Source organism: Streptomyces sp. NPDC057694 (genome assembly GCF_042799415.1).
Lineage (GTDB): Bacteria > Actinomycetota > Actinomycetes > Streptomycetales > Streptomycetaceae > Streptomyces.
In genome coordinates, this window is record NZ_JBHVIX010000016.1 from 23,244 (window position 1) to 48,718 (window position 25,475).

The window sequence follows — 25,475 nt, forward strand, 5'->3', positions numbered from 1 at the left end:
ACTTGTCGAGGTGATCACGTGAAGGCCATCCGTCGATTCACCGTACGTCCGGTCCTGCCCGAACCCCTCGCCCCACTGCACGAGTTGGCACGCAATCTGCGCTGGTCCTGGCATCCCGGGACCCGCGATCTGTTCGCCCTGGTCGACCCGGCGCGCTGGGCCGCGTCCGACGGCGATCCGATGCGGCTGCTCGGTGACGTGCCACCCTCCCGGCTCGCCCAACTCAGTACCGACGAAGCCTTTCTGGCACGGTTGAGCGAGGTCGCCGGCGATCTGCGCGGCTATCTCCACGACGACCGCTGGTATCAGAGCCAGAGCGGCGGCCCGGCGCGGCTGCCGTCCTGCATCGCCTACTTCTCGCCCGAGTTCGGCATCACCGCCGCACTGCCGCAGTACTCGGGAGGTCTCGGCATCCTCGCCGGTGACCATCTCAAGGCCGCGAGCGATCTCGGGGTCCCGCTGATCGGCGTAGGACTCCTCTACCGGCACGGATACTTCCGGCAGTCGCTGTCCCGGGACGGCTGGCAGCAGGAGACGTATCCGGTCACCGATCCCAACGAACTGCCGCTGTCCCTGCTGCGCGAGCCCGACGGCACTCCCGCGCACATCGCTCTGGCCCTGCCGGGCGGGCGCAGCCTCCTGGCGCGGATCTGGCAGGCCCAGGTCGGCCGGGTGCCGCTGCTCCTGCTGGACTCCGACGTCGAGCAGAACGACGTCCACGAACGCGAGGTGACCGACCGGCTCTACGGCGGCGGCAGCGAGCACCGGCTCCTCCAGGAGATGCTGCTCGGCATCGGCGGGGTGCGCGCGGTGCGCCTGTACTGCCGGCTGACCGGGCACGCGCCGCCCGAGGTCTTCCACACCAACGAGGGCCACGCGGGCTTTCTCGGCGTGGAGCGCATCGCCGAACTCGGCGCGCACGGGCTCGACTTCGACGCCGCGACCGAGGCGGTCCGGGCCGGCGCCGTCTTCACCACGCACACCCCGGTCCCGGCCGGCATCGACCGCTTCGACCGCGAACTGGTCGCCCGGCACTTCGGGGACGGGGCCGAACTCCCGTCGCTGGACGTGGAACGCATCCTCGGCCTCGGCATGGAGACGTACCCGGGCGGCGACCCCAACGTCTTCAACATGGCCGTGATGGGCCTCCGACTCGCGCAGCGCGCGAACGGCGTCTCGACGCTGCACGGCGCCGTCAGCCGGGGGATGTTCTCGGGGCTCTGGCCGGGGTTCGACCCGGAGGAGGTCCCCATCACCTCGGTGACGAACGGGGTGCACGCCCCGACCTGGGTCGCCCCCGAGGTGTTCCGGCTCGGCGCCCGCCGGATCGGCGAGCGGCGCACCGAGGACGCCCTGTCGGTCGGCGGCTCGGACCGCTGGGACGCCGTCGGCGACATCGCTGACCGGGACATCTGGGAGCTGCGCAGGTCGCTGCGGGGCCAGCTGGTGGACGAGGTGCGCGCGCGGCTCGCCGCGTCGTGGCGGCAGCGCGGCGCGGGCTCGGCCGAACTCGGCTGGATCGACGGCGTCCTCGACCCGGACGTCCTGACCATCGGGTTCGCGCGCCGCGTCCCCTCGTACAAGCGCCTCACCCTGATGCTGCGCGACCCGGACCGGCTGATGCGGCTGCTGCTCGACGAGGAGCGCCCCGTCCAGATCGTCGTCGCGGGCAAGGCCCACCCGGCCGACGACGGCGGGAAGCGGCTGGTCCAGGAACTGGTCCGCTTCACCGACGACCCGCGCGTGCGCCACCGCATCGTGTTCCTGCCCGACTACGGCATGGCGATGGCGCAGAAGCTCTACCCCGGCTGCGACATCTGGCTCAACAATCCGCTGCGCCCGCTGGAGGCCTGCGGCACGTCCGGGATGAAGGCGGCCCTGAACGGCTGCCTCAACCTCTCGGTCCTGGACGGCTGGTGGGACGAATGGTTCGAGCCGGACTTCGGCTGGGCGATCCCGACGGCCGACGGCACCGCCACCGACGAGAACCGCCGCGACGACCTGGAGGCGAACGCCCTCTACGAACTCCTGGAGAACCGGGTGACGCCCCGCTTCTACGAGCGCGGCCCGGAGGACCTGCCCGACCGCTGGATCGAGATGGTCCGCCAGACCCTCACCCACCTCGGCCCCAAGGTGCTGGCCGGCCGCATGGTGCGCGAGTACGTCGAGAAGCTGTACGCGCCCGCCGCCCGCGCCGACCGGGCGCTCACCCCGGACGCCGCCCGGGAGCTGGCCGCCTGGAAGTCCCGGATCCGCGCGGCCTGGCCACGGGTCGCCGTCGACCACGTGGAGGCGTCCACGACCTCGGCCGAACTGGGCGCCACCCTCGCCCTCCACGTCCGCGTCGCCCTCGGCGAGCTGGGCCCCGACGACGTCGAGGTCCAGGTAGTCGCCGGCCGCGTCGACGCCGAGGACAGCATCGCGGAGGCGGCGACGGCCCCGCTGAAGCCGGTCACGGGCCCGGACGAGGACGGCCGCTGGTCCTACGAGGGCCCCCTCTCCCTCGACCACCCGGGCCCCTACGGCTACACGGTCCGCATCCTCCCGGTCCACCGCCTGCTGGCGTCCCCGGCGGAGACGGGGTTGGTGACGGTGCCTTCGGAGGCGCTGGGGGAAGGGGCCGGAGTCCTCATGAGGTGACACGGCGAGGGGGCCCCCCCAGTCCGGGGTGGCGCCCCCCACACCCGTGAGCCCGCGCCCTCCCTTACGTTCCCGCCCGCCCAGGCCGCGTCCACGGCCTTGTACTCGGCCGAGTCCGCCCCGTACAGGTCGGTGGCCGCGCTCAGGGTCGCGGTGCGGGCCTTCGCGTAGTTGGTGCTCGACGTGAAGTACGTCGTCAGGGCCTTGAACCAGATCTGCTCCGCCTTGTCGCGGCCGATGCCGGTGACCGTCGAGCCGTCGGAGGTCGGGGAGTCGTAGTCGACGCCGTTGATGGTCTTCTTGCCGCTGCCCTCGCTGAGCAGGTAGAAGAAGTGGTTGGCGATGCCCGAGGAGTAGTGGACGTCGACGTTGCCGGCGCCCGACTTCCATGCGTCCAGGGACGCGCCGTCCTTGCTCGGCTTGTCCATGTAGCGCAGCGGCGAGCCGTCGCCGTTGATGTCGATCTCTTCGCCGATGAGGTAGTCGCCGACGTCCTCGCTGTTGTTCGCGTAGAACTCGACCGAGGTGCCGAAGATGTCGGAGGTGGCCTCGTTCAGGCCGCCGGACTCGCCGCTGTAGATCAGGCCGGCGGTCGCCGCGGTGACGCCGTGGCTCATCTCGTGCGCGGCCACGTCGAGGGCGGTGAGCGGGTTCTTGTTGCCCTCGCCGTCGCCGTACGTCATGCAGAAGCAGCTGTCGTCCCAGAACGCGTTGACGTACGCGTTGCCGTAGTGGACGCGGGAGTAGGCGCCCTTGCCGTCGCCGTTGATGCCGCTGCGGCCGAAGACTTCCTTGTAGTAGTCCCAGGTCTCCTGGGCGCCGTAGGCGGCGTCGACACCGGCGGTCGCGGGGTCGTTGACGGTGCCGTCGCCCCACTTGTCGTCGGCGTCGGTGAACAGCGTGCCCTTGCCGGACGAGCCGTTCTTGAGGTCGTACGTGGAGTGGCCGCCGCGGGTCGCGTCCGTGAGGGAGTACGACGAGCCCGACTGGGTCGTGCCGATCTCGACGCTGCCGCTGTACTCGGACTCGCCGGTGCCGGTCTTGATCTCGTCGAACTGCGTGATCTTCTTGCCGCTCGCGGCGTCCGTGACGACGTGCAAGCGGCTCGGCGTGCCGTCCTTCTTGGTGGACTTCACGACCTTCTCGTACGCGAGTCTCGGCGTGCCGGTCGCCGCCCAGACGATCTTGCGGGCGCCGGACGGGGCCGCCGAGAGGGAGGCGCCGGTGGTCGCGACCTCGATCGACTTCGAGGTCGCCTTGGTGACGCCCTCGCGCTTGCCGGACTTCGACTCGTGGACGACCAGGTCGCCGCCGATGACCGGGAGGCCGTCGTAGGTGCGCTCGTAGCGGGTGTGCGTGGTGCCGTCGCGGTCCTTGACCACGTCGCGGACGGCCAGCTTCTCCTTCGAGCCGAGCTTCAGCTCCTTCGCCGTGTCGGCGGTCTGTGCGCTCGCGTCCTTGATCAGGTCCGCCCGGGCGTTCGCGCTGAGAGCCAGTGGGGTGGCTCCGGAGGCGGACGGCTGGGCCGCGGCGCCGGTGGCGGTGAACGTACCGGCGATCAGCGCGCCGGCGGCGACGGCCGTGGCGATGGACAGGGAGGTGCGACGCGATATGTGCGGAGTCACGAAGAAAGCTCCTCAAGTGAAGTGGGGGGATGAGCTTTGCCGTGCGGGTCTGGCGGGGAAAACTCTGACAGTTGAGGACCGGAAGTGTCATGTACGCGATCGCAGGTTGGCCGGAATTCGTCCGTTGAGCGATAACTGACGTACGGATTGCGAACAGCCCGTGACCTCTCCATGACGCGAACGGGCGCGCCGCACCGGGGAGTTGAACCGCCGGTGCGACGCGCCCAGTTCGGGGAAGGGCGGTGCCTACGGGAACGTCAGCTTGAAGCTGTTGATGTAGCCCGTGTCCTGCGCGCCGAGGTCCTGGACCTTCAGCTTCCAGACGCCGTTCGCGGTCTCCGTCGAGGCGTTGACCGTGTACGTGGCCTGAATGTTGGGGGTCGGGTCGTACACCGACGAGTGCAGCCGGTACGTCTTCCCGCTCGGGCCGACCAGGTCGACCTGGAGGTCACCGCTCCAGGTGTGCACGATGTCCACGCCCACGGAGAGGTTCGTCGGCGCCTTCCCCGTGATGCCGGAGACGGTCACGGACGAAGTGACCGCGGCCCCCGGGTAGTCGGGGACGTTCACGTTGGCGTCGTTGGTGAACGTCTTGCCGGTCGGCGTGCCGCCGCCCGAGCGGGCGCCCACGTTGATCGCGGCGAACGCGTCCTGCACCGCCTTGTACTCGGTGGACGTCGTCCCGTACAGCTCACCGGCCGCCGCCAGCGCACCGGTGCGCGCACCCGCGTAGTTGGTCGTCGACGTGAACTTGGTGGTCAGCGCCTTGAACCAGATCAGCGCGGCCTTGTCGCGGCCGATGCCGGTGACGGGCAGGCCGTCGGAGGTCGGCGAGTTGTAGGTGACCCCGTTGATCGTCTTCGTCCCGCTGCCCTCGCTGAGCAGGTAGAAGAGGTGGTTGGCCGGACCGGACGAGTAGTGCACGTCGACCGAGCCGATCCCGGAGTACCAGGAGTCCTTGGACGCGCCGTCCTTGCTGGGCTTGTCCATGTAGCGCAGCGGGGTGCCGTCGCCGTTGATGTTGATCCGCTCGCCGATGAGGTAGTCGCCCACGTCGGAGGAGTTGGCGGCGTAGAACTCGACGGCCGTCGCGAAGATGTCGGAGGTCGCCTCGTTGAGGCCGCCCGACTCACCGCTGTAGTTCAGGCCCGCGGTGTTGGAGGTGACGCCGTGCGTCATCTCGTGCGCGGCCACGTCGATCGAGGTGAGCGGCGCCGCGTTCCCGGAGCCGTCGCCGTACGTCATGCAGAAGCAGCTGTCGTCCCAGAACGCGTTGACGTAGTTGTTGCCGTAGTGGACGCGGGAGTACGCGCCCACACCGTCGCCGCGGATACCGGTCCTGCCCTGGACGTTCTTGTAGTAGTCCCAGGTCAGCGCGGCACCGTAGTGGGCGTCGGCGGCGGCCGTCTCGGTGTTGGAGGCGGCGCCGTTGCCCCACACGTCGTCGCTGCCGGAGTACAGGGTGCCGGTGCCGGACGTGCCGTGGTTGAGGTTGTACGTCTTGTGGGCGCCGCGTGCCGCGTCGTTGAGGGTGTACGACGATCCGGACTGCGAGGTGCCGAGGGTGACGGTGCCGCTGTACTCGGTGTTGCCCGTGCCCGTCTCGATCGCCTGCCACTCGTGCAGCTTCTTGCCGGTGGTGGCGTCGGTGATCACATGGAGGGCGTTCGGGGTGCCGTCCTCCTGGAGCCCGCCGACCACGGTCTCGTACGCGAGTGTGGGCTGCCCCTTCTTCGCTCCCTGGCCGAGCCAGACCACCTTGCGCGGCGCCTTGTCGGCCTCGGTCTTCTTCGACCCGTCGGCCTTCGCGAGGCTCAGGGCCTGCGTCTCGGCGGTGGACGCCTTCACGTCCGCCGTCGTGTCCACGCTCTTGAGCTGGGCCTTCGACGCCTTCGTCACGCCCTTCTCGGCGCCGGACTTGGCGGTGTCGACGATCAGGTCGCCGCCGAGGACGGGCAGCCCGTCGTAGGTGCGCTCGTAACGGGTGTGCGTCGTCCCGTCCTTGTCCTGGAGCACGTCACGCACGACGAGCTTCTCCGCGCTGCCGAGACCGAGGTCCTTCGCGGTGTCGGCCTTGCCGGCGTTCGCCTCGCGCAGCAGCTCGGCCCGCTTGGCGGGGGAGAGCTTCGCGGGCAGTGCGCCCGGGTCGGCGCCGCGGGTGGCGTTCGCCGTGATGCCGGCCGCGGCCGACGCGGTGCTCTGGGTTGCGTCGGCGGAGGCCGGGCCCGACTGGACGGCGACGGCCAGCAGCGCGGCGACGGCGCCGGCGGCGGCTGCCGCGGTGGCGCGGCGTCTGTGGGAGGTGGAAGAGCTTCTCAACGCTGAACTCCTTCTGCATGACCGCGGATTGCGCGGCCAGTGGGGTACGGGCGGCGGGTGGCCGTCCGGGCAGAACGCAGTGCAGGCGGTGCGGGTGGAGCACATGGAGCACATGGAGCAGGTGAAGCGGCCGGAACGCCCGGATGCTGTGAAGCAGTTGTGCGGCGGCCGATGGGAAGAGTGGCAGCAGCAAGCGCCGACTGTCAGGAGCGCATCAAGAGGTTGGCCGGATTTGGTTCGGTGGGCGGGTGAGGCCGTCCGTTATACGGAGTGCGGGGCGGGGGTGAAGAGACGGTGAATTTGCGGTCCGTACCTGTCCGCCGGCCCGCCGCCGCACCCGTGCCGGGCGGTCACCGCTGAGGCCCACGGGGCCGGCCGCCGTCCCGTTCGGGGCGGCGGCCGGCCGAACGTGCCGTTCCGCTTCGCGTTCGCGGCGAGCACATCGCCGGTTCCCCGCGCCGGGATCGTCCGGCGACCGCATTCACGCCGTGGCTGCTTTTCGTCCCGGAGGCAAGCGGTGAAGATCGTTCAGCCCACCAGCGACTCCCGCCAGGCTCGGTGCAGCCCCGCGAACACCCCGCTCCCGGCGATGAGTTCACCCGGCGATCCGTCCTCCACGACCCGCCCGTGCTCCATGACGAGCACCCGGTCGGCGATCTCCACCGTGGACAGCCGGTGCGCGATCACCACGGCCGTCCGGCCGCGCAGCACCGTCCCCATCGCGCGCTGCACCGCCCGCTCCCCGGGGATGTCCAGGGAGCTCGTCGCCTCGTCGAGGATCAGCACCGCGGGGTCCGCGAGCAGCGCCCGCGCGAACGCCACCAACTGGCGCTGCCCCGCCGAGATCCGCCCGCCCCGCTTGCGCACATCGGTGTCGTACCCGTCGGGCAGCGCGACGATGAAGTCGTGCGCGCCGATCGCCTTCGCGGCCCGCTCGATCTCCTCCCGGCTCGCCCCGGGCCGCCCGATCGCGATGTTCTCGGCGACCGTCCCGGAGAACAGGAACGCCTCCTGCGTCACCATCACCACGCCCCGCCGCAGCTCGGCGGTGGACAGCTCGCGCAGGTCGACGCCGTCGAGCAGGACCCGCCCGTGGGAGGGGTCGTAGAAGCGTGAGAGCAGCTTCGCCAGCGTCGACTTGCCCGCGCCCGTCGAACCGACGACCGCCACCGTCTGCCCCGCGGGAAGCGTCAGGTCGAAGCGGGGCAGCACCTCGCCGCCGGTCCGGTAACCGAACGACACGTCGTCGAAGACGACCTCGCGGCCCGGCCGCCCGTCCGTGTCCGACCCGGCCGCGGGCAGCTCGCGCGGCGCCACCGGCTCCGGGACGGACGGCGTCTGCGCGAGCAGCCCCGCGATCTTCTTCAGCGAAGCGGCCGCGCTTTCATACGAGTTGAGGAACATCGCGAGCCGGTCGATGGGGTCGTACAGGCGGCGGATGAACAGCACCGCCGCGGCCAGCACGCCCAGCGCCAGCGTGCCGCCGGCCACCCGGTACGCGCCCCACAGCACCATGCCCGCCACCGCCGTGTTCGCGATGAGCCGGGAGCCGACGACGTAGCGGGCCATCTCGAGGAGCGCCGTGCCGTTGGCCCGCTCGTGCCGGCCGTTCAGCTCCGCGAAGTGCGCGTCGTTCGCGGCCTCGCGGCGGAACGCCCGCACCGGCCGGATCCCGTTCATCGTCTCCACGAACTTCACGATGACCGTCGCGATCGCCGAGGACCGCTCCCCGTACGCCTTCGCGGCCCGCCGCCGGTACGCCCGGATCAGCACGTACAGCGGCACGAACGACGCGGCGGCCAGCGCCCCGATGCCGAGGTCGAGCCAGAGCAGGCTCACCGTGATGTAGACCGACGCCAGAATGACGTTGACCAGTTCCTGGAGGCCCTCGCTGAGCAGCTCCCGCAGCGACTCCACGTCCGTCGTCGCCCGCGAGATGACCCGCCCCGACGTGTACCGGTCGTGGAAGTCGACACTGAGCGCCTGAGAGTGCCGGAAGATGCGGCCGCGCAGGTCCACCAGCACGTTCTGACTGACGCGGGCCGACAGCTGGATGTAGAGGTACTGGAACGCCGCCGACGCGCACGCGGTCAGCAGGAAGCCGATGCCGACCGCGATCAGCGGCCCGTAGGAGTGGTCGCGGAACGCCGGCACCGCGCTGTCGATCGCGTACGCGACGATCAGCGGCCCGGACTGCACGGCGCCCTGCTGGATCAGCAGGGCGAGCACCGTCAGACAGGCCGTACGCCGATGGGGCGCGAGCAGCGACCGCAGCAGCGCGCCCGTCGCGCCCTTCGGCGTGGGCAGGTCGTCCTGGTCGTACGGGTCGCCGGACCTGGCGGGCCGCGAATCCTCGTCCGGTGCGCCGACCTCGGGGGCCGACCGCCCCGAGGTCTCCTGTGCCGTCGTCTGTGCCGTCGTCATGCGCGCGCAGCCTCCCCCGCCTCGGCGGCGTCGTGTTCGTCGTCCCCCGACATCAGATGCCGGTACTCGGCACTGGTCCGCAGCAGCTCCTGGTGCGTGCCGACCGCCGTGATCCGCCCGTCCGAAAGCAGCGCCACCCGGTCCGCGAGCAGCACCGTGGACGGCCGGTGCGCGACCACCAGGGCCGTGCTGTCCGCGAGGACGCGCCGCAGCGCCGCCTCCACCGCGGCCTCCGTGTGCACGTCGAGGGCGGACAACGGGTCGTCCAGGACGAGGAACCGGGGCCCGCCCACGACGGTGCGGGCCAGCGCGAGCCGCTGCCGCTGTCCGCCGGACAGGCTCAGACCCTGCTCGCCGACCTCCGTGCCGGCCCCCTCCGGAAGCCGCCGCACGAAGTCGGCCTGGGCGATCCCGAGCGCCCGCTCCACGTCGTCCGCCGTCGCGTCCGGGGCGCCCATCAGCACGTTCGCCTCCACGGACGCCGAGAACAGCGTGGGCTCCTCGAACGCCACCGACACCAGCGTGCGCAGCTCCTCGCGTGGCATCGATGTCACGTCCCGCCCGTCCAGCGTGATCCGCCCGGCCGTGACGTCGTACAGGCGCGGCACGAGCGCGGTCAGCGTGGTCTTGCCGCTGCCGGTCGCGCCGACCAGCGCCATCGTCTCGCCGGAGCGGATGTGCAGATCGATCCGGGCCAGCGTCGGAACGGAGCCGGGGGCCGCGTCCGGGTAGCGGAACCCGACGCCCTCGAAGCGCAGTCCGCTGCCGCCCTGAGCGCCGACCCGCGCGCCCTGCTCGTGCACGCGCGGATCCTCCTCCTTCTCGTCCATCACCTCGAAGTAGCGCCGCGTCGCGGTCGCCGCCTCCTGGCTCATCGCGAGCAGGAACCCGATGGACTCGATGGGCCAGCGCAGCGCGAGCGCCGTCGACAGGAACGCCACCAGCGTCCCCGCCGACAGATCGCCGTCCGCGACCCGCACCGTGCCGAGCACCAGCGCCGCGCCGAGCGCCAGTTCGGGCAGCAGGGTGATGACGAACAGGATCCCGGCGAGCAGCCGCGCCTTGGTCAGCTCGGTGCCGCGCACGGTCTGCGACAGCTCCCGGAACGCCCGCGCCTGGCTGCGGTGCCGCCCGAACCCCTTGATGATCCGGATGCCGAGCACCGACTCCTCGACGACCGTGGTCAGATCGCCGACCTGGTCCTGCGCCCGGCGCGACGCCTCCGCGTACCCGTGCTCGAACCGGTAACAGACCGCCATCAACGGCACGGCGGGCGCCAGCAGGACGAGCCCGAGCCCCCAGTCCTGCACCACCAGGACGCCGAGGCCCGCCACGATCGTCACCGTGTTGACGATGAGGAACGTCAGCGGGAACGCCAGGAACATCCGCACGACCATGAGATCGGTCGTGGCACGTGACAGCAGCTGCCCGGAGGCCCACTTGTCGTGGAACGCCACCGGCATCCGCTGAAGGTGCCGGTACAGATCGGCCCGCATCCCCGCCTCGACCCCGGCGAGCGGCCGCGCCACCAGCCAGCGCCGCAGCCCGAACAGCAGCGCCTCCGCGACACCGAGCGCGAGCAGCACCCCGGCGCCGAGCCACACCCCGGACGGGTCCCGGTCGGTCACCGGCCCGTCGACGATCCACTTCAGCACGAGCGGGAACACGAGCCCGAGACACGACGCGACCACGGCGGTCACGGCCGCCCCCGCCCAGCGGGCCCGCACGGGGCGTACGTACGGCCACAGCCGCGCCAGCGTGCGCACGGCCGACTGCCTTACGGGCGGAGCCGGTTGGGGCGTACCGTCACTCCGGTCAGGATCCGTGGTCGTTGCATCTGTAGTCGTCATCAGAGGTGAGACTACGGTTCGGCACCGACAACGCCCACCGGGTTTCGGGCTGGATCCCGACGTCTCACAGGCGGGGCACGGTGTGCGGGGTCCGGGCGTGGATCCCGGTGCCGTCGAGCAGCGAGGCGCCGCCCGGGCCGGGAGCCGCGCATCCTGCTGCCGGCCACGTGGAAGCTAAGATCATCCGGGCCATGCGCGACCGGGGGCAGAGCGCGACCGTGAGGTACCCGGCCGCTGGTTCCTGCCGGATCGGGCCCCGAGGCCGATCCGTTCTCCTGATCGTCGGCACCGGTCGTTCAGCATGACCGGACGACAATTCTCGTAGCTCATGACTCCTGAGGAGCATCGATTGAGAACAAGGCTCGGCTTCGGGCTGCTGTCCGGAGCGATAGGGCTGGGCCTCGTCGGCACCACCGCCCTGACCGCTGAAGCCGCCACCTACGAGGGCGGCGTCTCCTTCTCGAAGGTCGTCTTCAACGACGGGAACCCGATCGTCGTCGGCACGACGAACGCGGTGACCGTGCCGCTGACGTTCACCGTGAAGAGCACGTCGACGCTCGACGCGTGGGAGGTGTTCGCCTACCGCGGCACGCTCGGCAAGAGCGATTACACGCTGGCCGGCAGCGAGACGGAGTGGAGCTGCTCGAAGTCGACGAGCGGCGGGGTGACGACCCGCGCCTGCAAGTGGTCGATCGACATCGACCCGCGCCACATGCCCAGCGGCAACGGCGGCTCGCTCGTCAACAGCGACGCCACCGCCTGGAAGACCGCCGGCACCGGCATCAAGCCGAACGGCAGCTGGGACACCGACGGCCTCTCCGGCACCGTGGCCCTCCAGCGGTACTCCCGGCTGACCGCCAACGCCTCGCCCGAACCCGCCGTCAAGGGCAAGAAGATCACCGTCACCGGTGTCGTCTCCCGCGCCGACTGGTCCGCGCACAAGTACGTGAACTACGGCGGCCGCAAGGTGTACCTGCAGTTCAAGCCCGCCGGTTCGGACACCTACACCTCGGTGAAGGCCGTCACCGCGAGCAGCACCGGGAAGCTGTCCACGACCGTCACCGCCGACAAGAGCGGCACCTGGCGCTGGAAGTACTACGGGAACTCCACCACCGGGGTCAGCACCTCCCCGGGGGACTCCGTCACGGTCGGCTAGCGACCGTCGGCGCCCCGAGTCGTACCGGCCCATCAACCGATCGGTTGATGGGCCTTCGAGCGTGATGGGCGATGTCCGGACCCCGGCCGCGCCGGGAGTCTTGAGGCATGACGACAGGGACCAGTACCACCGCCACGGCACCGCTCATCGAGGTGAGCGGGCTGCGCAAGGCCTACGACGGGCGGGCCGTCGTCGACGGGGTGTCCTTCTCCGTCGACGAAGGGGAGATCTTCGGGATCCTCGGGCCCAACGGGGCCGGGAAGACCACCACCGTCGAGTGCGTCGAAGGGCTGCGCACCCCCGACGCGGGGCAGGTCCGCGTCGCCGGGCTCGACCCGGTGCGCGAACACGCCGCCGTCACCCGCATCCTGGGCGCCCAGCTCCAGGAGAGCGAGATCCAGCCCAAGCTCACCGTGAAGGAAGCCCTGGAGCTGTACTCGGCGATCTACCCCGACCCCGTCGACTGGCGGCCGCTGGCCGAGCGGCTGCGGCTGACCGAGAAGCTCGGCACCCGGTTCGCCAAGCTCAGCGGTGGCCAGAAACAGCGGCTGTTCATCGCCCTCGCGCTCGTCGGCAACCCGCGCATCGTCGTCCTCGACGAACTGACCACCGGCCTCGACCCGCGCGCCCGCCGTGACACCTGGGCGCTGATCGAGGACGTACGGGACAGCGGCGTCACCGTGCTGCTCGTCACGCACTTCATGGAGGAGGCGCAGCGGCTCTGCGACCGCATCGCCGTCATCGACAAGGGGCAGGTCGCCGCGCTCGACACCCCGGCCGGACTGATCCGGCAGGCCGCGGGCGCGACCGTCATCTCCTTCACCCCCTCGGGCCCGCTGCCCGAAGGTGACCTGGCAGAACTGCCGGGCCTCGCCTCCACCGGCCACCGCGACGGCCGGATCACGCTCACCGGCAGCGACGAGACCGTCAACGCGGTGATCAGCCTGCTCGCCCGGCACCACATCACCGCCCACCAGCTGCGGGTCTCCGACGCCACGTTGGACGACGCGTTCCTCGACCTGACGGGAGTCGGCCAGTCATGAGCACCGCCGTCGTCACCAACACCATCGTCACCAACGCCCCGAACAAAGCCGTCCTGAAGGCCGAGTTCACCCTCTTCCGGCGCGAGGCCGGCAGCCTCATCGGCATCCTGCTGTTCCCCGTCGTCCTGCTGGTGATCCTCGGCTCCATCCCCTCCTTCCGGGAGGCCGACGCCGGACTCGGCGGGATCCGCCTCGTCGACGCGTACGTGCCCGTCACCGTGCTGCTCGCCATGATCGCGGGCGGCATCCAGTCCATGCCGCCGATCATCACCGGGTACCGCGAGCGCGGCATCCTGCGCCGGATGTCGACGACGCCGGTCCGCCCGTCCACGCTGCTCAGCGCCCAGATGGGGATCCACGGGGCCGCCGTCCTCGTCGGCGTCGCGCTCTGCCTCGCCGTCGGCCGCGCGGCCTTCGACGTCGCCCTGCCGCGCCAGATCCCCGGGTATCTCCTCGCCCTCGTGCTGTCCGTCGTCGTCGCCCTCGCCCTGGGCGCCCTGATCGCCTCCCGGGCCCGTACGACGAAGATCTCCAACGCGATCGGCACCGTCGTCTTCTTCCCCGCGATGTTCTGCGCGGGCGTGTGGGTCCCGGTCCAGGCGATGCCGGACGCGCTCGCGCACATCGTCGAGCTGACCCCGTTCGGCGCCGCCGCCCAGGCCCTGAACCAGGCGATGGCGGGGGACTGGCCGGGCTGGTCGCACCTGCTGGTGCTCGCCGTGTGGGCCGTCGGCCTGTCCGGCGCCGCCGCCCGCTGGTTCCGCTGGGAGTGAGCATGACGCACGGCGCGACCCGGCACACTGACGGCATGTCCCAAGGATCCGTACGCGACGCCACGGCCGCCGCCGAACTCGCCGACGCCGTCGCCACCGTCGAGAGCCCCTGGCGCGTCGTGCACCGTTACGGCGCGTACGTGCTGCTCGCGGTCGGGGTCGTGCTGGTGGCCGCCACCTCCGACGTGATCGGCATGAGCCGCACCGACTGGTACGTCGCGGGCGGCCTGTCCGCCCTGGCGCTCGTGCTCCAGCTGGCCTGGACCGTGGTGGAGCCGGAGCCGATGCGGGTGTCGGCCCTGAGCGCGGGCCTCTACTGGACGCGGTGGGCGATCGCGTTCGTCGTCACCATGGTCAACCCGTTCTTCGCGTTCTTCGCCGCGACCGGCTACTACGACGCCGACCGGTTGCTGCCGCGCTGGCAGCAGCGGCCCGGCATCCTCGCCTCGGTCGTCGTCGTGGCGGGCTCCCAGTCCGGCGGGCTGTGGCCCGACGGGCCGCTCGGCTGGGCCGTGTTCGGCGCGCTCGTCGTCGCCAACATGGCCTTCGTCGTCATCACCGGCCACCTCCAGGAGAAGGAGCAGGAGCGGGCCCGCGTCCAGGTCCGCACGATCCACGAGCTGGCCGAGACCAACGCGGCCCTCCAGGCGGCCCTCGACGAGAACGCCCAGCTTGCCTCCCAGCTCCTCGTCCAGGCGCGGGAGGCGGGCGTCGCCGACGAGCGCCGCCGGCTGGCCGCCGAGATCCACGACACCATCGCGCAGGGCCTGACCGGCATCATCGCCCAGATCCAGGTCGTCAAGAACGCCCCGACCCTGGAGAAGGCCCGCGAGCACCTGGACCGCGCCGACGCCCTCGCCCGGCACAGCCTCGGCGAGGCCCGCCGCTCCGTGCACAACCTCTCGCCCGCGGCCCTCGCCGACGCCAGCCTGCCCGAGGCCCTGAAGAAGACGGTCGCCGACTGGGGCGGACGCACCGGCGTGCGCGCCGAGTTCACCCTCACCGGCACCGCCCAGCCGCTCCACGACGAGATCGAGGCGACCCTGCTCCGGATCACCGAGGAGGCCCTGTCCAACGCCGCCCGGCACGCCCACGCCACCCGGCTCGGCGTCACCCTGTCCTTCATGGCGGGCGAGGTCACCCTCGACGTGCGCGACGACGGCCGCGGCTTCGACCCGCTCGCCCTGCCCGCCAGGACCGGCAGCGCGGGCTTCGGCCTCGACGGCATGCGGGCCCGCGCGGAACGCCTCGCGGGCGACGTCACGATCGAGTCGGAGCCGGGCAGCGGCACGGCGATCTCCGCTCGCGTACCTTTGGTGCCCCATGACCAGTGACAGCAGCGCCATCACCCTCCTGATCGTCGACGACCACCCGGTCGTGCGCGACGGCGTCCGCGGCATGTTCGAGTCCGCGCCCGGCTTCACGGTCCTCGGCGAGGCGGCGAACGGGGTGGAGGCGGTCGCCCGCACGGCCGAACTCGACCCGGACGTCGTCCTGATGGACCTGCGCATGCCGGGCGGCGGCGGTGTCGACGCCATCAGGGAACTGGCCCGTCGCGGGGCCCGCGCCCGCGTCCTGGTCCTGACGACGTACGACACGGACTCCGACACCCTGCCCGCGATCGAGGCGGGCGCCACCGGCTACCTCCTCAAGGACGCCCCGCGCGAGGAACTCTTCGCGGCGGTCCGCGCGGCGGCCGAGGGCCGCACCGTGCTCTCCCCGGCGGTCGCCTCCCGCCTGGTCACCGCGGTCCGCACGCCCGCCGCCCCCGCCGACGAGGCCCTCTCCGCCCGCGAGCGCGAAGTCCTCGTCCTGGTCGCCCGGGGCACTTCGAACAAGGAGATCGCGCGCGAGCTGTTCATCAGCGAGGCCACGGTCAAGACCCATCTCACCCACATCTACGGCAAGTTGGGCGTCAAGGACCGCGCGGCGGCGGTCGCGGTGGCGTACGACCGCAAGATCCTGGGCTGAGGCCCCCGGCCCCGGCCCCGCTCCTCAGGCGATCTGCTCCGGCGTCACCGTCACCCACCCGCGGTCGGCCGTCACCGGCAGCCCCAGCTCGCGCTGGCGCCGCGCCGCATCCGCCGTCAGCCGCGCCAGCTCCGCGCGCGAACTCGCACCCCGGTCGACCCACACCCGTACGCCCCCGCGCTCGACGTCCACCGACCGCAGCAGCATCGGACCGTCGCTCGCGGGCGTGTCCCCGGCGGCGAGCACCGGTCCGCGCCACGCGTCGATGTACGTACGGATGGCGGCCGGTTTCCCCTCGCACCAGGTCAGCGGGGCCAGCAGCGTCGACGTCAACTCCCTTTCAGCCAGCGCCTCCTGGTCGTAGGTGCCGGCCGCGAACTCCTTGCGGGAGCTCGTCACGTCGCCGGTCGCGGGGTCCCTGAGCAGAGCCCCGGCCCCGATCACGTTCTGCGGCGGCACGTCGTAGCCGTAGCGCGGATCGGCCAGCAGCATCCGTACGAGCTCCTCGGACGCGGCGCTCACCACGTACACCTCGATGCCGTGCGAGCGCAGCGCGCGGTACAGCTCCCGCATGCCGCGCGACAGCCGCGGCGGCCCGCCCCCGCCGGGCAGAGTGCCCTCGAACGCCATCAGCTCGTCGACGTACTCCTTGAGGCGGCCCAGTGTGAACCCGGAGAAGATCTGCGCGGACCACGGGTAGGCGACCAGGTCGTCGATGGCGCAGAGCCGGTCGTAGTACTCGGTCAGCGTCTCCCGGCGGTCCGCCGTGTCGCGGAACGGGACGACCGTGAGCGAGGGGTCCATCGTGTCCCGCGTCAGCACGCCCCGCAGCTCCAGGAAGGGCAGCAGCGACTCCTCCAGATCACCGCGGTACGTGGTGTTGTCCGCGTCGAACGTCGCGTACGCCCCCTGGTGTTCATGGGCCGCGATGACCCGGGCCAGTTCCTTGGCCTGCGGGCGCGGCCAGTGCGGCAGTTCGGCGGCGATCTCTTCCACGGCCGTGCCGGCGGCGGGGCGTACGGGATCGGCGGGGTGCGAGGTGCGGGAATCTATGCGGGTCACGCCGGGACATCGTAGGGCGCCGCCTCCCGGCGGCTCTTACCGGCCTTCTCCTGATGGAGCCGGATTCCCCGTTGTTCCGCCGCGCCCGGCGGCGACACGCTGACCGGCGTGGGTATGTCCTCCGTCACCGGGCGTCCCGACGACGTCCCGGCCCTGCGGCCGCCGCCGTCCACCTCGGTCCCGGCCTGGCGCCGGCGGCCGCGGCCCGCGGGGGTGCTGCGCGCGCTCGCCGTGTTCGCCGCCGTCCGCCTCACCGGCATCGTCCTCGTCGTCCTCCTCGACCGTTCCGTGGGGCGCTCGCCGGGCAGAACGCTGACGCATTCCTGGGACTCCAAGTGGTACTTGAGCATCGCCCGGCACGGATACGACTACCACTGGCGGGAGTCCGCGGCCGGGCTGATCCAGACCGACCGGGCGTTCTTCCCGCTGTACCCGGCGCTGATCAGAGCCGTCTCCACGGTGCTGCCGCTGTCGACCGATCAGGCGGCGCTGCTGATCGCGTGGAGCGCGGCGCTCGCGGCGGCCTACGGCGTGTACGCGGTCGTCCACCGGATCCACGGGGTCGCCGTCGCCACCGTCACCGTCGCGCTGTGGGCGATGCTGCCGCACTCGGTCGTCCTCACCCTCGCCTACACCGAGCCGCTGTTCTGCGCGCTCGCAGCCTGGGCGCTCTACGCGGTGCTCACCTCCCGCATGCTGCTCGCGGGCCTGCTGTCCGCGCTCGCGGGCCTGACACGGCCGAGCGGTTTCGCGATCGCCGCGGCCGTCCTGGCCGTGGCCGTCCACGAAGCCGTACGCCACCGGGGCCGGATCCCCCCGTCCCTGTGGGCCGGGGCGCTGCTGGCGCCCGCGGGCTGGGCCGGCTACGTGCTGTGGGTCGGCGCCCGCACCGGTGACCTGCTGCACGGCTACTTCACCGTGCAGGCCGCCTGGAACTCCCGGATCGACTTCGGCCTCCAGGAACTGCGCTTCCTGCGCGCGCTGTTCCTGCACGGCGGCAAGGTCGGCTATCCGTTGGCGCTGGTCATCGTCGCGGCGGCGCTGCTGCTCTTCGCCCTGCTGTGCCTGGACCGCCCGCCGCTGGTGCTCCTGGTGTACACGGGCGCGCTGGTGGCCCTGGTGGTGCTCGCGTCCGGCCCGTTCGGCTCCAAGCCGCGCTTCCTGCTGCCCGCGTTCCCGCTGCTGATCCCGATGGCCCGGGCCATGGTCCGCGGCTGGTGGGCGCGCCGGGCCCAGGTGGTCGCGGTGGCGACGGCGCTGGGCGCGGTGTCCCTCTGGTACGGGGCGTATCTGGTGGTGCTGGCCAAGCAGCCGCTGTGAGCTTTCGCCACACGTCCTACGACCCGGCTGAGGGCGGGCCCGAGCCGCGGCCGGTCGGGGAGAGGCCGGGGGACGCCGTCGCCGACCGGCTCGGGGAGGGTGCGTCCGACACCGAGGGGGACGCGCCGGGCGCCGGGGCCCCGGAGGCCGACGCGGACACCCGTGGCGCGGGCCGCCCGGCGGGCCGGTGCGGGGACGCCGTCGGTGTCTTCGGGTGCGGGGTGTGCCGGGCGACCCGCGCGGGCCGGGGCGCCGGTACCTCCCTCGGCGCGGGGGAGGGGCCGCGGGTCACCGGCGGCGCGTGGGGCACGGGACGCCGGTGCGCGGTCTGCGTCGCGTGCCGCACCCGCACGGCGTGCCCGAACAGCGGTGCGGACGTGTGCGGGGGAAGCGGCTCCGGGGTCCGCCCCGCCAGCCAGCCGGATCCGGTGCTGATCACCCCGGCCAGCGCGATCGAGCACACCGCCACCCGCAGGGGGCGGCGGCGGGCGGTCGCGGTGAGCGCCACCCGCCCGAGCCGGCGCAGCACCCGCGCCAGCAGCACGGCGATCCCGACCAGCGGAAGCAGCAGCAGGAACAGGCCGATCGCCGGGACCGCGCACGCGGCCGGATGCCCGCCGGAGGCGGCCGCCACGGCGGCTGCGTACTGGGCGGTGAGCGAGCGGGTGGCCGTCGCGGCGATCCGCGGCAGGTTCCACAGGCTGTAGCCGAGGTCGGTGACGACCAGCGGCACCAGCACCAGCGCCCACAGCCCGATCAGGGTGCGGGCACCGCGGGTGAGCGCCAGCGCGCCCGCCGCGCCGTGCGCTTTTCGGCGCCGGGGCAGCAGTCCGCGCAGCACCGGGCCGATCTGCCCGTACAGGTCGGGCACCCCGGCGACGTCGGCCAGGATGTAGTAGCCGTCGAGCCGGGCCGCCGGCATCAGCTGCTCGAAGATCTCGAAGTGCCCCAGATAGACGGCGGCCAGCAGGAAGTTCCAGCCCGTCGCGCCGTAGAGGCCGACGAGGCCGAGCATGAAGACGACGTTGAAGTACACCCCGCCCAGATCGGTGCGCAGCCGTCCGGCGCGGCCCGCCCGGTACACATCCGTCACGTCCGTGTACAGGGAGGGCCACGCCAGATAGAGCGCGCAGCCGATGCGGCCCGGGGTCGCGCCCGCGTACCGGCAGGCGGAGGCGTGGCCGAACTCGTGGAACACCAGCGAGGCCACCACCAGCCCGAACACCCCCAGGAGAGGGAGGGGTTCGTCGAGGGCGGTGAGCAGTGCGGGCACCGCGCCGTGCACGAGGAACAGCCAGCCGTCCATCGCGGCCGCGGCCAGCAGCACGGCCGCGACGACGAGCGGCCGGTGCACCGGGGCCAGGACGCGCGCCGCCGCCCGGACCGCCGGGGCGGGCACGAGTGTGCGCCGGCCCATCAGTCCGAGCAGCAGGTCGGAGCGCGGGGCGTCGGCGGGCAGCGCCGCGGACACGGCGTCGGGCGGTGCCGTCACTCCCAGGGGCTGGAGTTTGTGCTCCACCAGAAACCGGATGTTGTCCGCGCTGTCCTCTTTCCCGAATTCCCTGCCGACCCGTTCGGCAATCGCCTCACCATCACTTCTGCCGTCGATCTCGGACGCGGTGAGATACAGCAGATACGAGAGCCTGATCATCTGGCCGTCGGCGCGGCGGGCCAGATATACGGGTTCGGTGAGCCGCACCACCTCCATTTCTGGGCGGGCCTTTCTCTTTTGTTTCGATTTCTTTTCCTCATGACCGGTGCGGTCCCTGCCAGGAGCCGGGAAGAGACCGCACCGGCCGTCTGAGGCGGAGGTCAGCGGCGGCCGGGCTCGCCGTGGTGCACCGGCTGGTGGTGCACGGGCTCGTGGTGCGCCGGCGGGCCGTGGTGCGGCGGCTGCGGCAGGCAGCCGACGGAGTGCCGCACGGGGGTGCCGCAATGGAACTTCAGGACGCCGAGCGCCTCACGGCTCGGCAGCAGGCCGACGGACTGGCCCTCGAGCTCAGCTTCGCTGAGCATATCTTTCTCTTTCTCTTCGATGCCCGGAATATCCACCCCGAAAGAAAAGGCAAAGCGCTGCACTTGTGCCGGTGAATAAGATCGAAGTAAGTCAAGAATCGAGTAAGGGAATTCCGAAGAAAAGCCCTAGGCTCGTACTTGGAGGAGCAATACCGTGCGCGCCCCCACCATGACCGCGCTGCCCGCCGGATGCCGCACGCCGGGCGCCGCCGCCTGCGCCTCCTGCCCGGTGTCGACGACGACCTCGTACTCCCTGGCCCACGGCTCGCCGGGCAGCACGAAGCTCTCCGCGCGGTCGCCCGCGTGCAGCACCGCGAGGAAGCTGTCGTCCTCGACCGGCTCGCCGCGGGCGTCCCGGCCCGGGATGTCGCGCCCGGAGAGGTACATGCCGAGCGTCGCCGCCGGCGCGTACCAGTCCCGCTCCGTCATCTCCGTACCCCGGGACGTGAACCAGGCCAGGTCCCGCAGCCCGTCCGCCGAGTGCGCGCGCCCCGAGAAGAACGCCCGGCGGCGCAGCACCGGGTGCTTGTGGCGCAGCGCGATCAGCCGGGACGCCAGGTCGAACAGCGCCCGCCAGCCCGGCTCTTCGAGGAGGCTCCAGTCCACCCAGCTGATCTCGTTGTCCTGGCAGTAGGCGTTGTTGTTGCCGCGCTGGGTGCGCCCGAACTCGTCGCCCGCGACCAGCATCGGCACGCCCGTCGACAGCAGCAGCGTCGTCAGCAGGTTCCGCAGCTGCCGCCTGCGCAGGACCGCCACCGACGGCTCGGCCGGCTCGCCCTCGGCGCCGCAGTTCCACGAACGGTTGTCGTTCGACCCGTCGCGGTTGCCCTCGCCGTTGGCCTCGTTGTGCTTGCGCTCGTAACTCACCAGGTCGCGCAGGGTGAAACCGTCGTGCGCGGTGATGAAGTTGACCGACGCGTACGGCCTGCGCCCGCCCCACGCGTACAGGTCGCTCGACCCGGACAGGCGGTAGCCGAGATCCCGTACGTCGGGCAGCGCGCCGCGCCAGAAGTCCCGTACGGCATTGCGGTAGCGGTCGTTCCACTCCGTCCACAGCGGCGGGAACGCCCCCACCTGATAGCCGCCCGACCCCACGTCCCACGGCTCCGCGATCAGCTTCACGCGCCGCAGGACGGGGTCCTGGGCGATGACGGCGAGGAACGGGGAGAGCATGTCCACGTCGTGCATCGAGCGGGCGAGGGCCGCCGCCAGATCGAAACGGAAGCCGTCGACGCCCATCTCCGTCACCCAGTAGCGCAGCGAGTCGGTGATGAGCCGCAGCACGTGCGGCTGGACGACGTGCAGGGTGTTGCCGCAGCCCGTGTAGTCGGCGTAGTGCCGGGCGTCGTTCTGGAGACGGTAGTAGCCGCGGTTGTCGATGCCCTTGAGGGACAGCATCGGGCCCAGCTCGCCGGCCTCCGCCGTGTGGTTGTAGACGACGTCGAGGATGACCTCGATCCCCGCGTCGTGCAGCGCCCGCACCATCCGCTTGAACTCGCCCACCTGCTGCCCGCCCGTGCCGGCGGCCGCGTACGCCGCGTGCGGGGCGAAGTAACCGATCGAGTTGTAGCCCCAGTAGTTCTTCAGGCCACGGCGCAGCAGATGGTCCTCGTGGGCGAACTGGTGCACCGGCAGCAGCTCCACCGCCGTCACGCCCAGCTTCACCAGGTGCTCGATCGCGGCCGGGTGCGCGAGACCCGCGTACGTGCCCCGCAACTCCTCCGGTATCCCCGGATGTTGCCGCGTGAAGCCGCGTACGTGCAGCTCATAGATGACCGAGTCCGCCCACGGCGTCTTCGGCCGCCGGTCGTCCGCCCACTCGTCGTCGGGCGCGTCGTCGTGCACCACCACGCCCTTGGGGACGTACGGCGCCGAGTCCCGGTCGTCGCGCACGGTGTCCGCGACCTGCTGGTCCGGCCAGTCCCGTACGTGCCCGTAGACCTCCGGCGGCAGCCCGAACTCGCCGTCCACCGCGCGCGCGTACGGATCGAGGAGCAGCTTCGCCGGGTTCCAGCGGGCGCCCGTCCACGGGTCCCAGCGGCCGTGCACCCGGAAGCCGTAGCGCTGCCCCGGGCGCACCCCGGGCACGAAGCCGTGCCAGATCTCGTGCGTCAACTCGGCCAGCGTCGAACGGCTTTCGCGGCCCTCCTCGTCGAACAGGCACAGCTCCACCCGCTCCGCGCCGCCCGCCCACAGCGCGAAGTTGGTGCCCGCGACCCCGTCGGGGCCGACCCGGAACCGGGCCCCGAGCGGCATCGACGTCCCCGGCCACACCGGGCCCACCGGGGGTGTGAACTCCCGGTCCCGGCCCCGCCCGACCAGCGCGGACGGCACCGGCCGCCCCTGACCCGCCCGGCCGTCCGGCACGGCTGTTCCCGTGCCGGACGGCAGCGTCTCCTGTTCGGGTGCGCTCGACACCTGTCAGCCTCCCGCGGCTCCACGACTGGCGGGCCGGAGCCGGGCGTGCGGCGTCCCGGCCGCGCTCCCCTCAAGCCCTCCCCACTGTTCTGCCCAGAGCTTGGCTCGCACTCACGTTTCCCCAGCGGGGTGCCCGTCGTTGGCCTGGCGTGAAAACTGCTGTGAGGCGCGCGCGGCGCGCAGGGGCGACACTGGGCGCCGTACTGGCATGGGCAGGACTCGTCGGCGTAACCGCCGGCTGCGACTCGAACGAGGTGCTCGGCAAGCCGCGCTCACCCGAGGACATGATCCGGGTGACACCGGACGACGCGAGCAAGAACGTGAAGGGTGACGGGAGACTCCAAGTCGAGGTCCCCGAGGGCCGGTTGCAGTCCGTCAAGGTCGTCCGGATCCAGGACGCGCAGGAGGAGACGGTGCCCGGCCGGCTCGACGAGGACGGCACCCGCTGGCGGCCGACGGGACGGGACGCCGACGGGCTCGCGCTCGCCGCGCAGTACACGGTCGACGCGGTGGCGGTCGACGACGACGGGCGGCGGATGGCCCGCCACACCACCTTCGCCACCGCCGTCCCCGACGAGCGCTTCATCGGCTACGTCACGCCGGAGAACCGGGCCACGGTCGGCACCGGCATGATCGTGAAGCTGGCGTTCAACCGGGAGATCGAGAACCGGGCCGCCGTCGAGCGCGCCGTCCGCGTCACGTCCCGGCCCGCCGTCCCGGTCGCCGCGCACTGGTTCGGCAAGGAGCGGCTCGACATCCGGCCGCAGAAGTACTGGAAGCCCGGCACGAAGGTCACCGTCGATCTGAACCTGCGCGACGTGGAGGGGGCGTCCGGGGTCTACGGACTCCAGCACAAGACGTTCACCTTCACCATCGGGCGCAGTCAGGTCTCCACCGTCGACGCCGCCGCGCACACCATGAAGGTCGTCAGGGACGGCGAGCTGATCGACACCCTGCCCATCACCGCGGGGGCGCCGAGCTCGACCACGTACAACGGAAGGATGGTGGTGACCGAGATGCACGAGGTCACCCGTATGAACAGCCGCACCGTCGGGTTCGGCGGCGAGTACGACATCCCGGACGTGCCGCACGCGATCCGGCTCACCGACTCCGGCACCTTCCTGCACGGCAACTACTGGTCGGGCGGCGCCTTCGGGTCCACGAACGTCAGCCACGGCTGTGTCGGCCTGCGCGACGTCAAGGGCGGCAGCTCGCTCACCCCCGCCGGCTGGTTCTTCGACCACACGCTGATCGGCGACGTCGTCGAGGTGCGCAACAGCGCTGACAAGAAAGTGGCTCCTGACAACGGGCTCGGCGGCTGGAACATGGACTGGGGAACGTGGAAGGCCGGGGGCGCCGCGCGTTCGTAGCGACCGAGACGGAGAGCCGGTGCCCGGACGGCAGGAGTACGGCGGTCCGAAAGGGGCGCCGGGCACCGGTGGTTGGGACTAAACGGTGACATAGTTCGGGGCTCCGTTTTCCCAGGTCGTGTGGTTATCTTTCGCAGTGCGCGCGCGGACGCGCAGGGGTGCAGGCCCTGGACCCGGGCCTGGCGAGGGGAGAACATCTTGAACGGGCGACGGCCGATATCGGCGGCTCTGCTGGGCGCGGCACTGCTGCTGGTCACCGCTTGCGGTGGCGGGGGTGGTTCGGACGCGGGGAACGACGGCAAGGGGAAATCCGACAAGGCGGGTGAGGACACCAAGGCGTCGGCCGCCGTGGTGACCGTGGCGCCCAAGGACGGCGCGAAGAGCGTGGCCACGAGCGGCGCGCTCGAGGTCACGGCGGCGAAGGGCAAGCTGACCGCGGTCGAGGTCGCGGACAGCAAGGGCAACAAGGTCGACGGCAAGATCGCGGGGACCGGCACGTCCTGGGCCCCCGATCACCACTTGGCCGCCTCCACCACGTACAAGGTGCACGCGGTGGCGAAGGACAAGGACGGCCGGGAGTCGGCCAAGGACACCAGCTTCACCACGCTCACGCCGAAGAACACCTTCATCGGGACCTTCACTCCGGAGGACGGCTCGAAGGTCGGCGTGGGCATGCCGTTCTCGGTGCGCTTCACGCGGGGCATCACGCACCCCGAGGACGTCGAGAAGGCCATCTCGGTCACCACCGAGCCCGCCGTCGACGTCGAGGGCCACTGGTTCGGCAACGACCGCCTGGACTTCCGCCCTGAGAAGTACTGGGCGGCCGGCACCAAGGTCACCGTCAAGCTGAACCTCGACGGGGTCGAGGGCCGCGAGGGCGTCTACGGCAAGCAGGTCCGCACGGTGAAGTTCACCGTCGGGCGCAGCCAGGTCTCCACGGTCGACGTGAAGACGCACATGATGACCGTCAAGCGCGACGGCAAGACCATCAAGAAGATCCCGGTGACCACCGGCAAGCCCGGTTACGACACCTGGAACGGCCAGATGGTCATCAGCGAGCGCCTCAAGGTGACCCGCATGAACGGCGAGACGGTCGGTTACGGCGGCGAGTACGACATCAAGGACGTCCCGCACGCCCAGCGCCTCACCGACTCCGGCACCTTCATCCACGGCAACTACTGGGGCGGCGACGCCTTCGGCAACTACAACGCCAGCCACGGGTGCATCGGGCTGCGCGATGTGCGGGGCGGGTACGACGGCAAGATCGCGGCCGCCTGGTTCTTCGACCAGTCGATCACCGGTGACGTCGTGATCGTCAAGCACTCGAAGGACAAGACGGTGGCCCCGGAGAACGGCCTGAACGGCTGGAACATGTCCTGGGCGGACTGGAAGAAGTAGCCGGCTAGGCCCCGCGCCCCTGGGCGAGCGAAGCTCGCTCCCAGGGGCGCGGGGAACTGCGCGACCAGCCACGACGGTGCGTGAGCCGCG

General features: G+C 71.6%; 17 protein-coding genes. 9 read left to right on the forward strand and 8 right to left on the reverse strand.

The window, feature by feature from the left end; translation table 11 throughout:
• The first annotated feature begins 18 nt into the window (after positions 1 to 18).
• Positions 19 to 2,640, forward strand: coding sequence for an alpha-glucan family phosphorylase (gene glgP / locus ACFVDP_RS28950; RefSeq protein ID WP_383495801.1), 2,622 nt, complete (start codon positions 19 to 21; stop codon positions 2,638 to 2,640).
• Here the strand turns inward: glgP and ACFVDP_RS28955 are convergent.
• From ACFVDP_RS28955 to ACFVDP_RS28970, 4 genes are all read right to left on the reverse strand, one after another.
• Entirely contained in the window at positions 2,526 to 4,265 is a 1,740-nt protein-coding gene (locus tag ACFVDP_RS28955) for a M4 family metallopeptidase (RefSeq protein WP_383495804.1), read from the reverse strand. The two genes, glgP and ACFVDP_RS28955, sit on opposite strands and share 115 nt — an antisense overlap.
• Before the next feature lie 246 nt (positions 4,266 to 4,511).
• Positions 4,512 to 6,584 carry a M4 family metallopeptidase gene (locus ACFVDP_RS28960; RefSeq protein ID WP_383495806.1) on the reverse strand — a complete coding sequence of 691 codons (2,073 nt, stop codon included), beginning with the start codon at positions 6,582 to 6,584 and terminating at the stop codon, positions 4,512 to 4,514.
• Between the two features lie 528 nt (positions 6,585 to 7,112).
• Positions 7,113 to 9,008: an ABC transporter ATP-binding protein gene (locus ACFVDP_RS28965; RefSeq protein WP_383495809.1), complete on the reverse strand. Its 1,896-nt coding sequence runs from the start codon at positions 9,006 to 9,008 to the stop codon at positions 7,113 to 7,115.
• Complete coding sequence (locus ACFVDP_RS28970) at positions 9,005 to 10,858, reverse strand: ABC transporter ATP-binding protein (protein ID WP_383495812.1); 1,854 nt, start codon at positions 10,856 to 10,858, stop codon at positions 9,005 to 9,007. Before ACFVDP_RS28970 ends, ACFVDP_RS28965 begins: the two co-directional genes overlap by 4 nt.
• Positions 10,859 to 11,207: 349 nt before the next feature.
• Here ACFVDP_RS28970 and ACFVDP_RS28975 point away from each other — a divergent pair, with 349 nt between their 5' ends.
• From ACFVDP_RS28975 to ACFVDP_RS28995, 5 genes are all read left to right on the forward strand, one after another.
• Complete coding sequence (locus ACFVDP_RS28975; protein ID WP_383495815.1) at positions 11,208 to 12,014, forward strand: hypothetical protein; 807 nt, start codon at positions 11,208 to 11,210, stop codon at positions 12,012 to 12,014.
• A 107-nt stretch (positions 12,015 to 12,121) separates the two neighbouring features.
• On the forward strand, positions 12,122 to 13,057 hold the full coding sequence (locus ACFVDP_RS28980; RefSeq protein WP_383495818.1) for an ABC transporter ATP-binding protein: 936 nt from the start codon (positions 12,122 to 12,124) through the stop codon (positions 13,055 to 13,057).
• Complete coding sequence (locus ACFVDP_RS28985; protein ID WP_383495821.1) at positions 13,054 to 13,830, forward strand: ABC transporter permease; 777 nt, start codon at positions 13,054 to 13,056, stop codon at positions 13,828 to 13,830. Before ACFVDP_RS28980 ends, ACFVDP_RS28985 begins: the two co-directional genes overlap by 4 nt.
• 35 nt (positions 13,831 to 13,865) lie before the next feature.
• Entirely contained in the window at positions 13,866 to 15,164 is a 1,299-nt protein-coding gene (locus tag ACFVDP_RS28990; protein ID WP_383495824.1) for a sensor histidine kinase, read from the forward strand.
• Positions 15,154 to 15,801 (forward strand): response regulator, encoded by a 648-nt coding sequence (locus ACFVDP_RS28995; protein ID WP_383495827.1) that lies wholly within the window; start codon positions 15,154 to 15,156, stop codon positions 15,799 to 15,801. Before ACFVDP_RS28990 ends, ACFVDP_RS28995 begins: the two co-directional genes overlap by 11 nt.
• A gap of 24 nt (positions 15,802 to 15,825) precedes the next feature.
• On the opposite strand, the gene ACFVDP_RS29000 is transcribed toward ACFVDP_RS28995, so the two are convergent.
• The gene (locus ACFVDP_RS29000) at positions 15,826 to 16,863 is read right to left on the reverse strand and encodes a haloacid dehalogenase-like hydrolase (protein WP_383495830.1); all 1,038 of its coding nucleotides are present in this window, start codon (positions 16,861 to 16,863) and stop codon (positions 15,826 to 15,828) included.
• Between the two features lie 114 nt (positions 16,864 to 16,977).
• On the opposite strand from ACFVDP_RS29000, the gene ACFVDP_RS29005 reads away from it, so the two are divergent.
• Positions 16,978 to 18,183 (forward strand): mannosyltransferase family protein, encoded by a 1,206-nt coding sequence (locus ACFVDP_RS29005; protein ID WP_383496192.1) that lies wholly within the window; start codon positions 16,978 to 16,980, stop codon positions 18,181 to 18,183.
• Positions 18,184 to 18,199: 16 nt separating this feature from the next.
• Here ACFVDP_RS29005 and ACFVDP_RS29010 read toward each other — a convergent pair whose 3' ends face one another.
• From ACFVDP_RS29010 to glgX, 3 genes are all read right to left on the reverse strand, one after another.
• Positions 18,200 to 19,891, reverse strand: a complete 1,692-nt coding sequence (locus tag ACFVDP_RS29010; RefSeq protein ID WP_383495832.1) for a hypothetical protein — start codon at positions 19,889 to 19,891, stop codon at positions 18,200 to 18,202.
• A 104-nt stretch (positions 19,892 to 19,995) separates the two neighbouring features.
• A complete protein-coding gene (locus ACFVDP_RS29015; protein ID WP_383495835.1) occupies positions 19,996 to 20,199 on the reverse strand; it encodes a hypothetical protein in 204 nt (67 codons plus the stop codon).
• Positions 20,200 to 20,325: 126 nt separating this feature from the next.
• Complete coding sequence (gene glgX, locus ACFVDP_RS29020; RefSeq protein WP_383495837.1) at positions 20,326 to 22,617, reverse strand: glycogen debranching protein GlgX; 2,292 nt, start codon at positions 22,615 to 22,617, stop codon at positions 20,326 to 20,328.
• Between the two features lie 161 nt (positions 22,618 to 22,778).
• Between glgX and ACFVDP_RS29025 the strand changes: the two genes are divergently transcribed.
• Entirely contained in the window at positions 22,779 to 23,987 is a 1,209-nt protein-coding gene (locus ACFVDP_RS29025; RefSeq protein WP_383495840.1) for an Ig-like domain-containing protein, read from the forward strand.
• 198 nt (positions 23,988 to 24,185) lie between these two features.
• Positions 24,186 to 25,385, forward strand: a complete 1,200-nt coding sequence (locus ACFVDP_RS29030; protein WP_383495843.1) for an Ig-like domain-containing protein — start codon at positions 24,186 to 24,188, stop codon at positions 25,383 to 25,385.
• The last annotated feature ends 90 nt before the right edge of the window (positions 25,386 to 25,475 follow it).

What these genes read in the sequence shown, in the direction of transcription:
- ACFVDP_RS28965 (WP_383495809.1), bottom strand. Translation starts at nt 9,008, where the DNA reads ATGACGACGGCACAGACGACGGCACAGGAGACCTCGGGGCGGTCGGCC.
- ACFVDP_RS29015 (WP_383495835.1), bottom strand. Translation starts at nt 20,199, where the DNA reads ATGCTCAGCGAAGCTGAGCTCGAGGGCCAGTCCGTCGGCCTGCTGCCG.
- ACFVDP_RS28995 (WP_383495827.1), top strand. Translation starts at nt 15,154, where the DNA reads ATGACCAGTGACAGCAGCGCCATCACCCTCCTGATCGTCGACGACCAC.
- ACFVDP_RS29005 (WP_383496192.1), top strand. Translation starts at nt 16,978, where the DNA reads ATGTCCTCCGTCACCGGGCGTCCCGACGACGTCCCGGCCCTGCGGCCG.
- ACFVDP_RS28990 (WP_383495824.1), top strand. Translation starts at nt 13,866, where the DNA reads ATGTCCCAAGGATCCGTACGCGACGCCACGGCCGCCGCCGAACTCGCC.
- ACFVDP_RS28985 (WP_383495821.1), top strand. Translation starts at nt 13,054, where the DNA reads ATGAGCACCGCCGTCGTCACCAACACCATCGTCACCAACGCCCCGAAC.
- ACFVDP_RS29010 (WP_383495832.1), bottom strand. Translation starts at nt 19,891, where the DNA reads ATGGAGGTGGTGCGGCTCACCGAACCCGTATATCTGGCCCGCCGCGCC.
- ACFVDP_RS28970 (WP_383495812.1), bottom strand. Translation starts at nt 10,858, where the DNA reads ATGACGACTACAGATGCAACGACCACGGATCCTGACCGGAGTGACGGT.
- ACFVDP_RS28980 (WP_383495818.1), top strand. Translation starts at nt 12,122, where the DNA reads ATGACGACAGGGACCAGTACCACCGCCACGGCACCGCTCATCGAGGTG.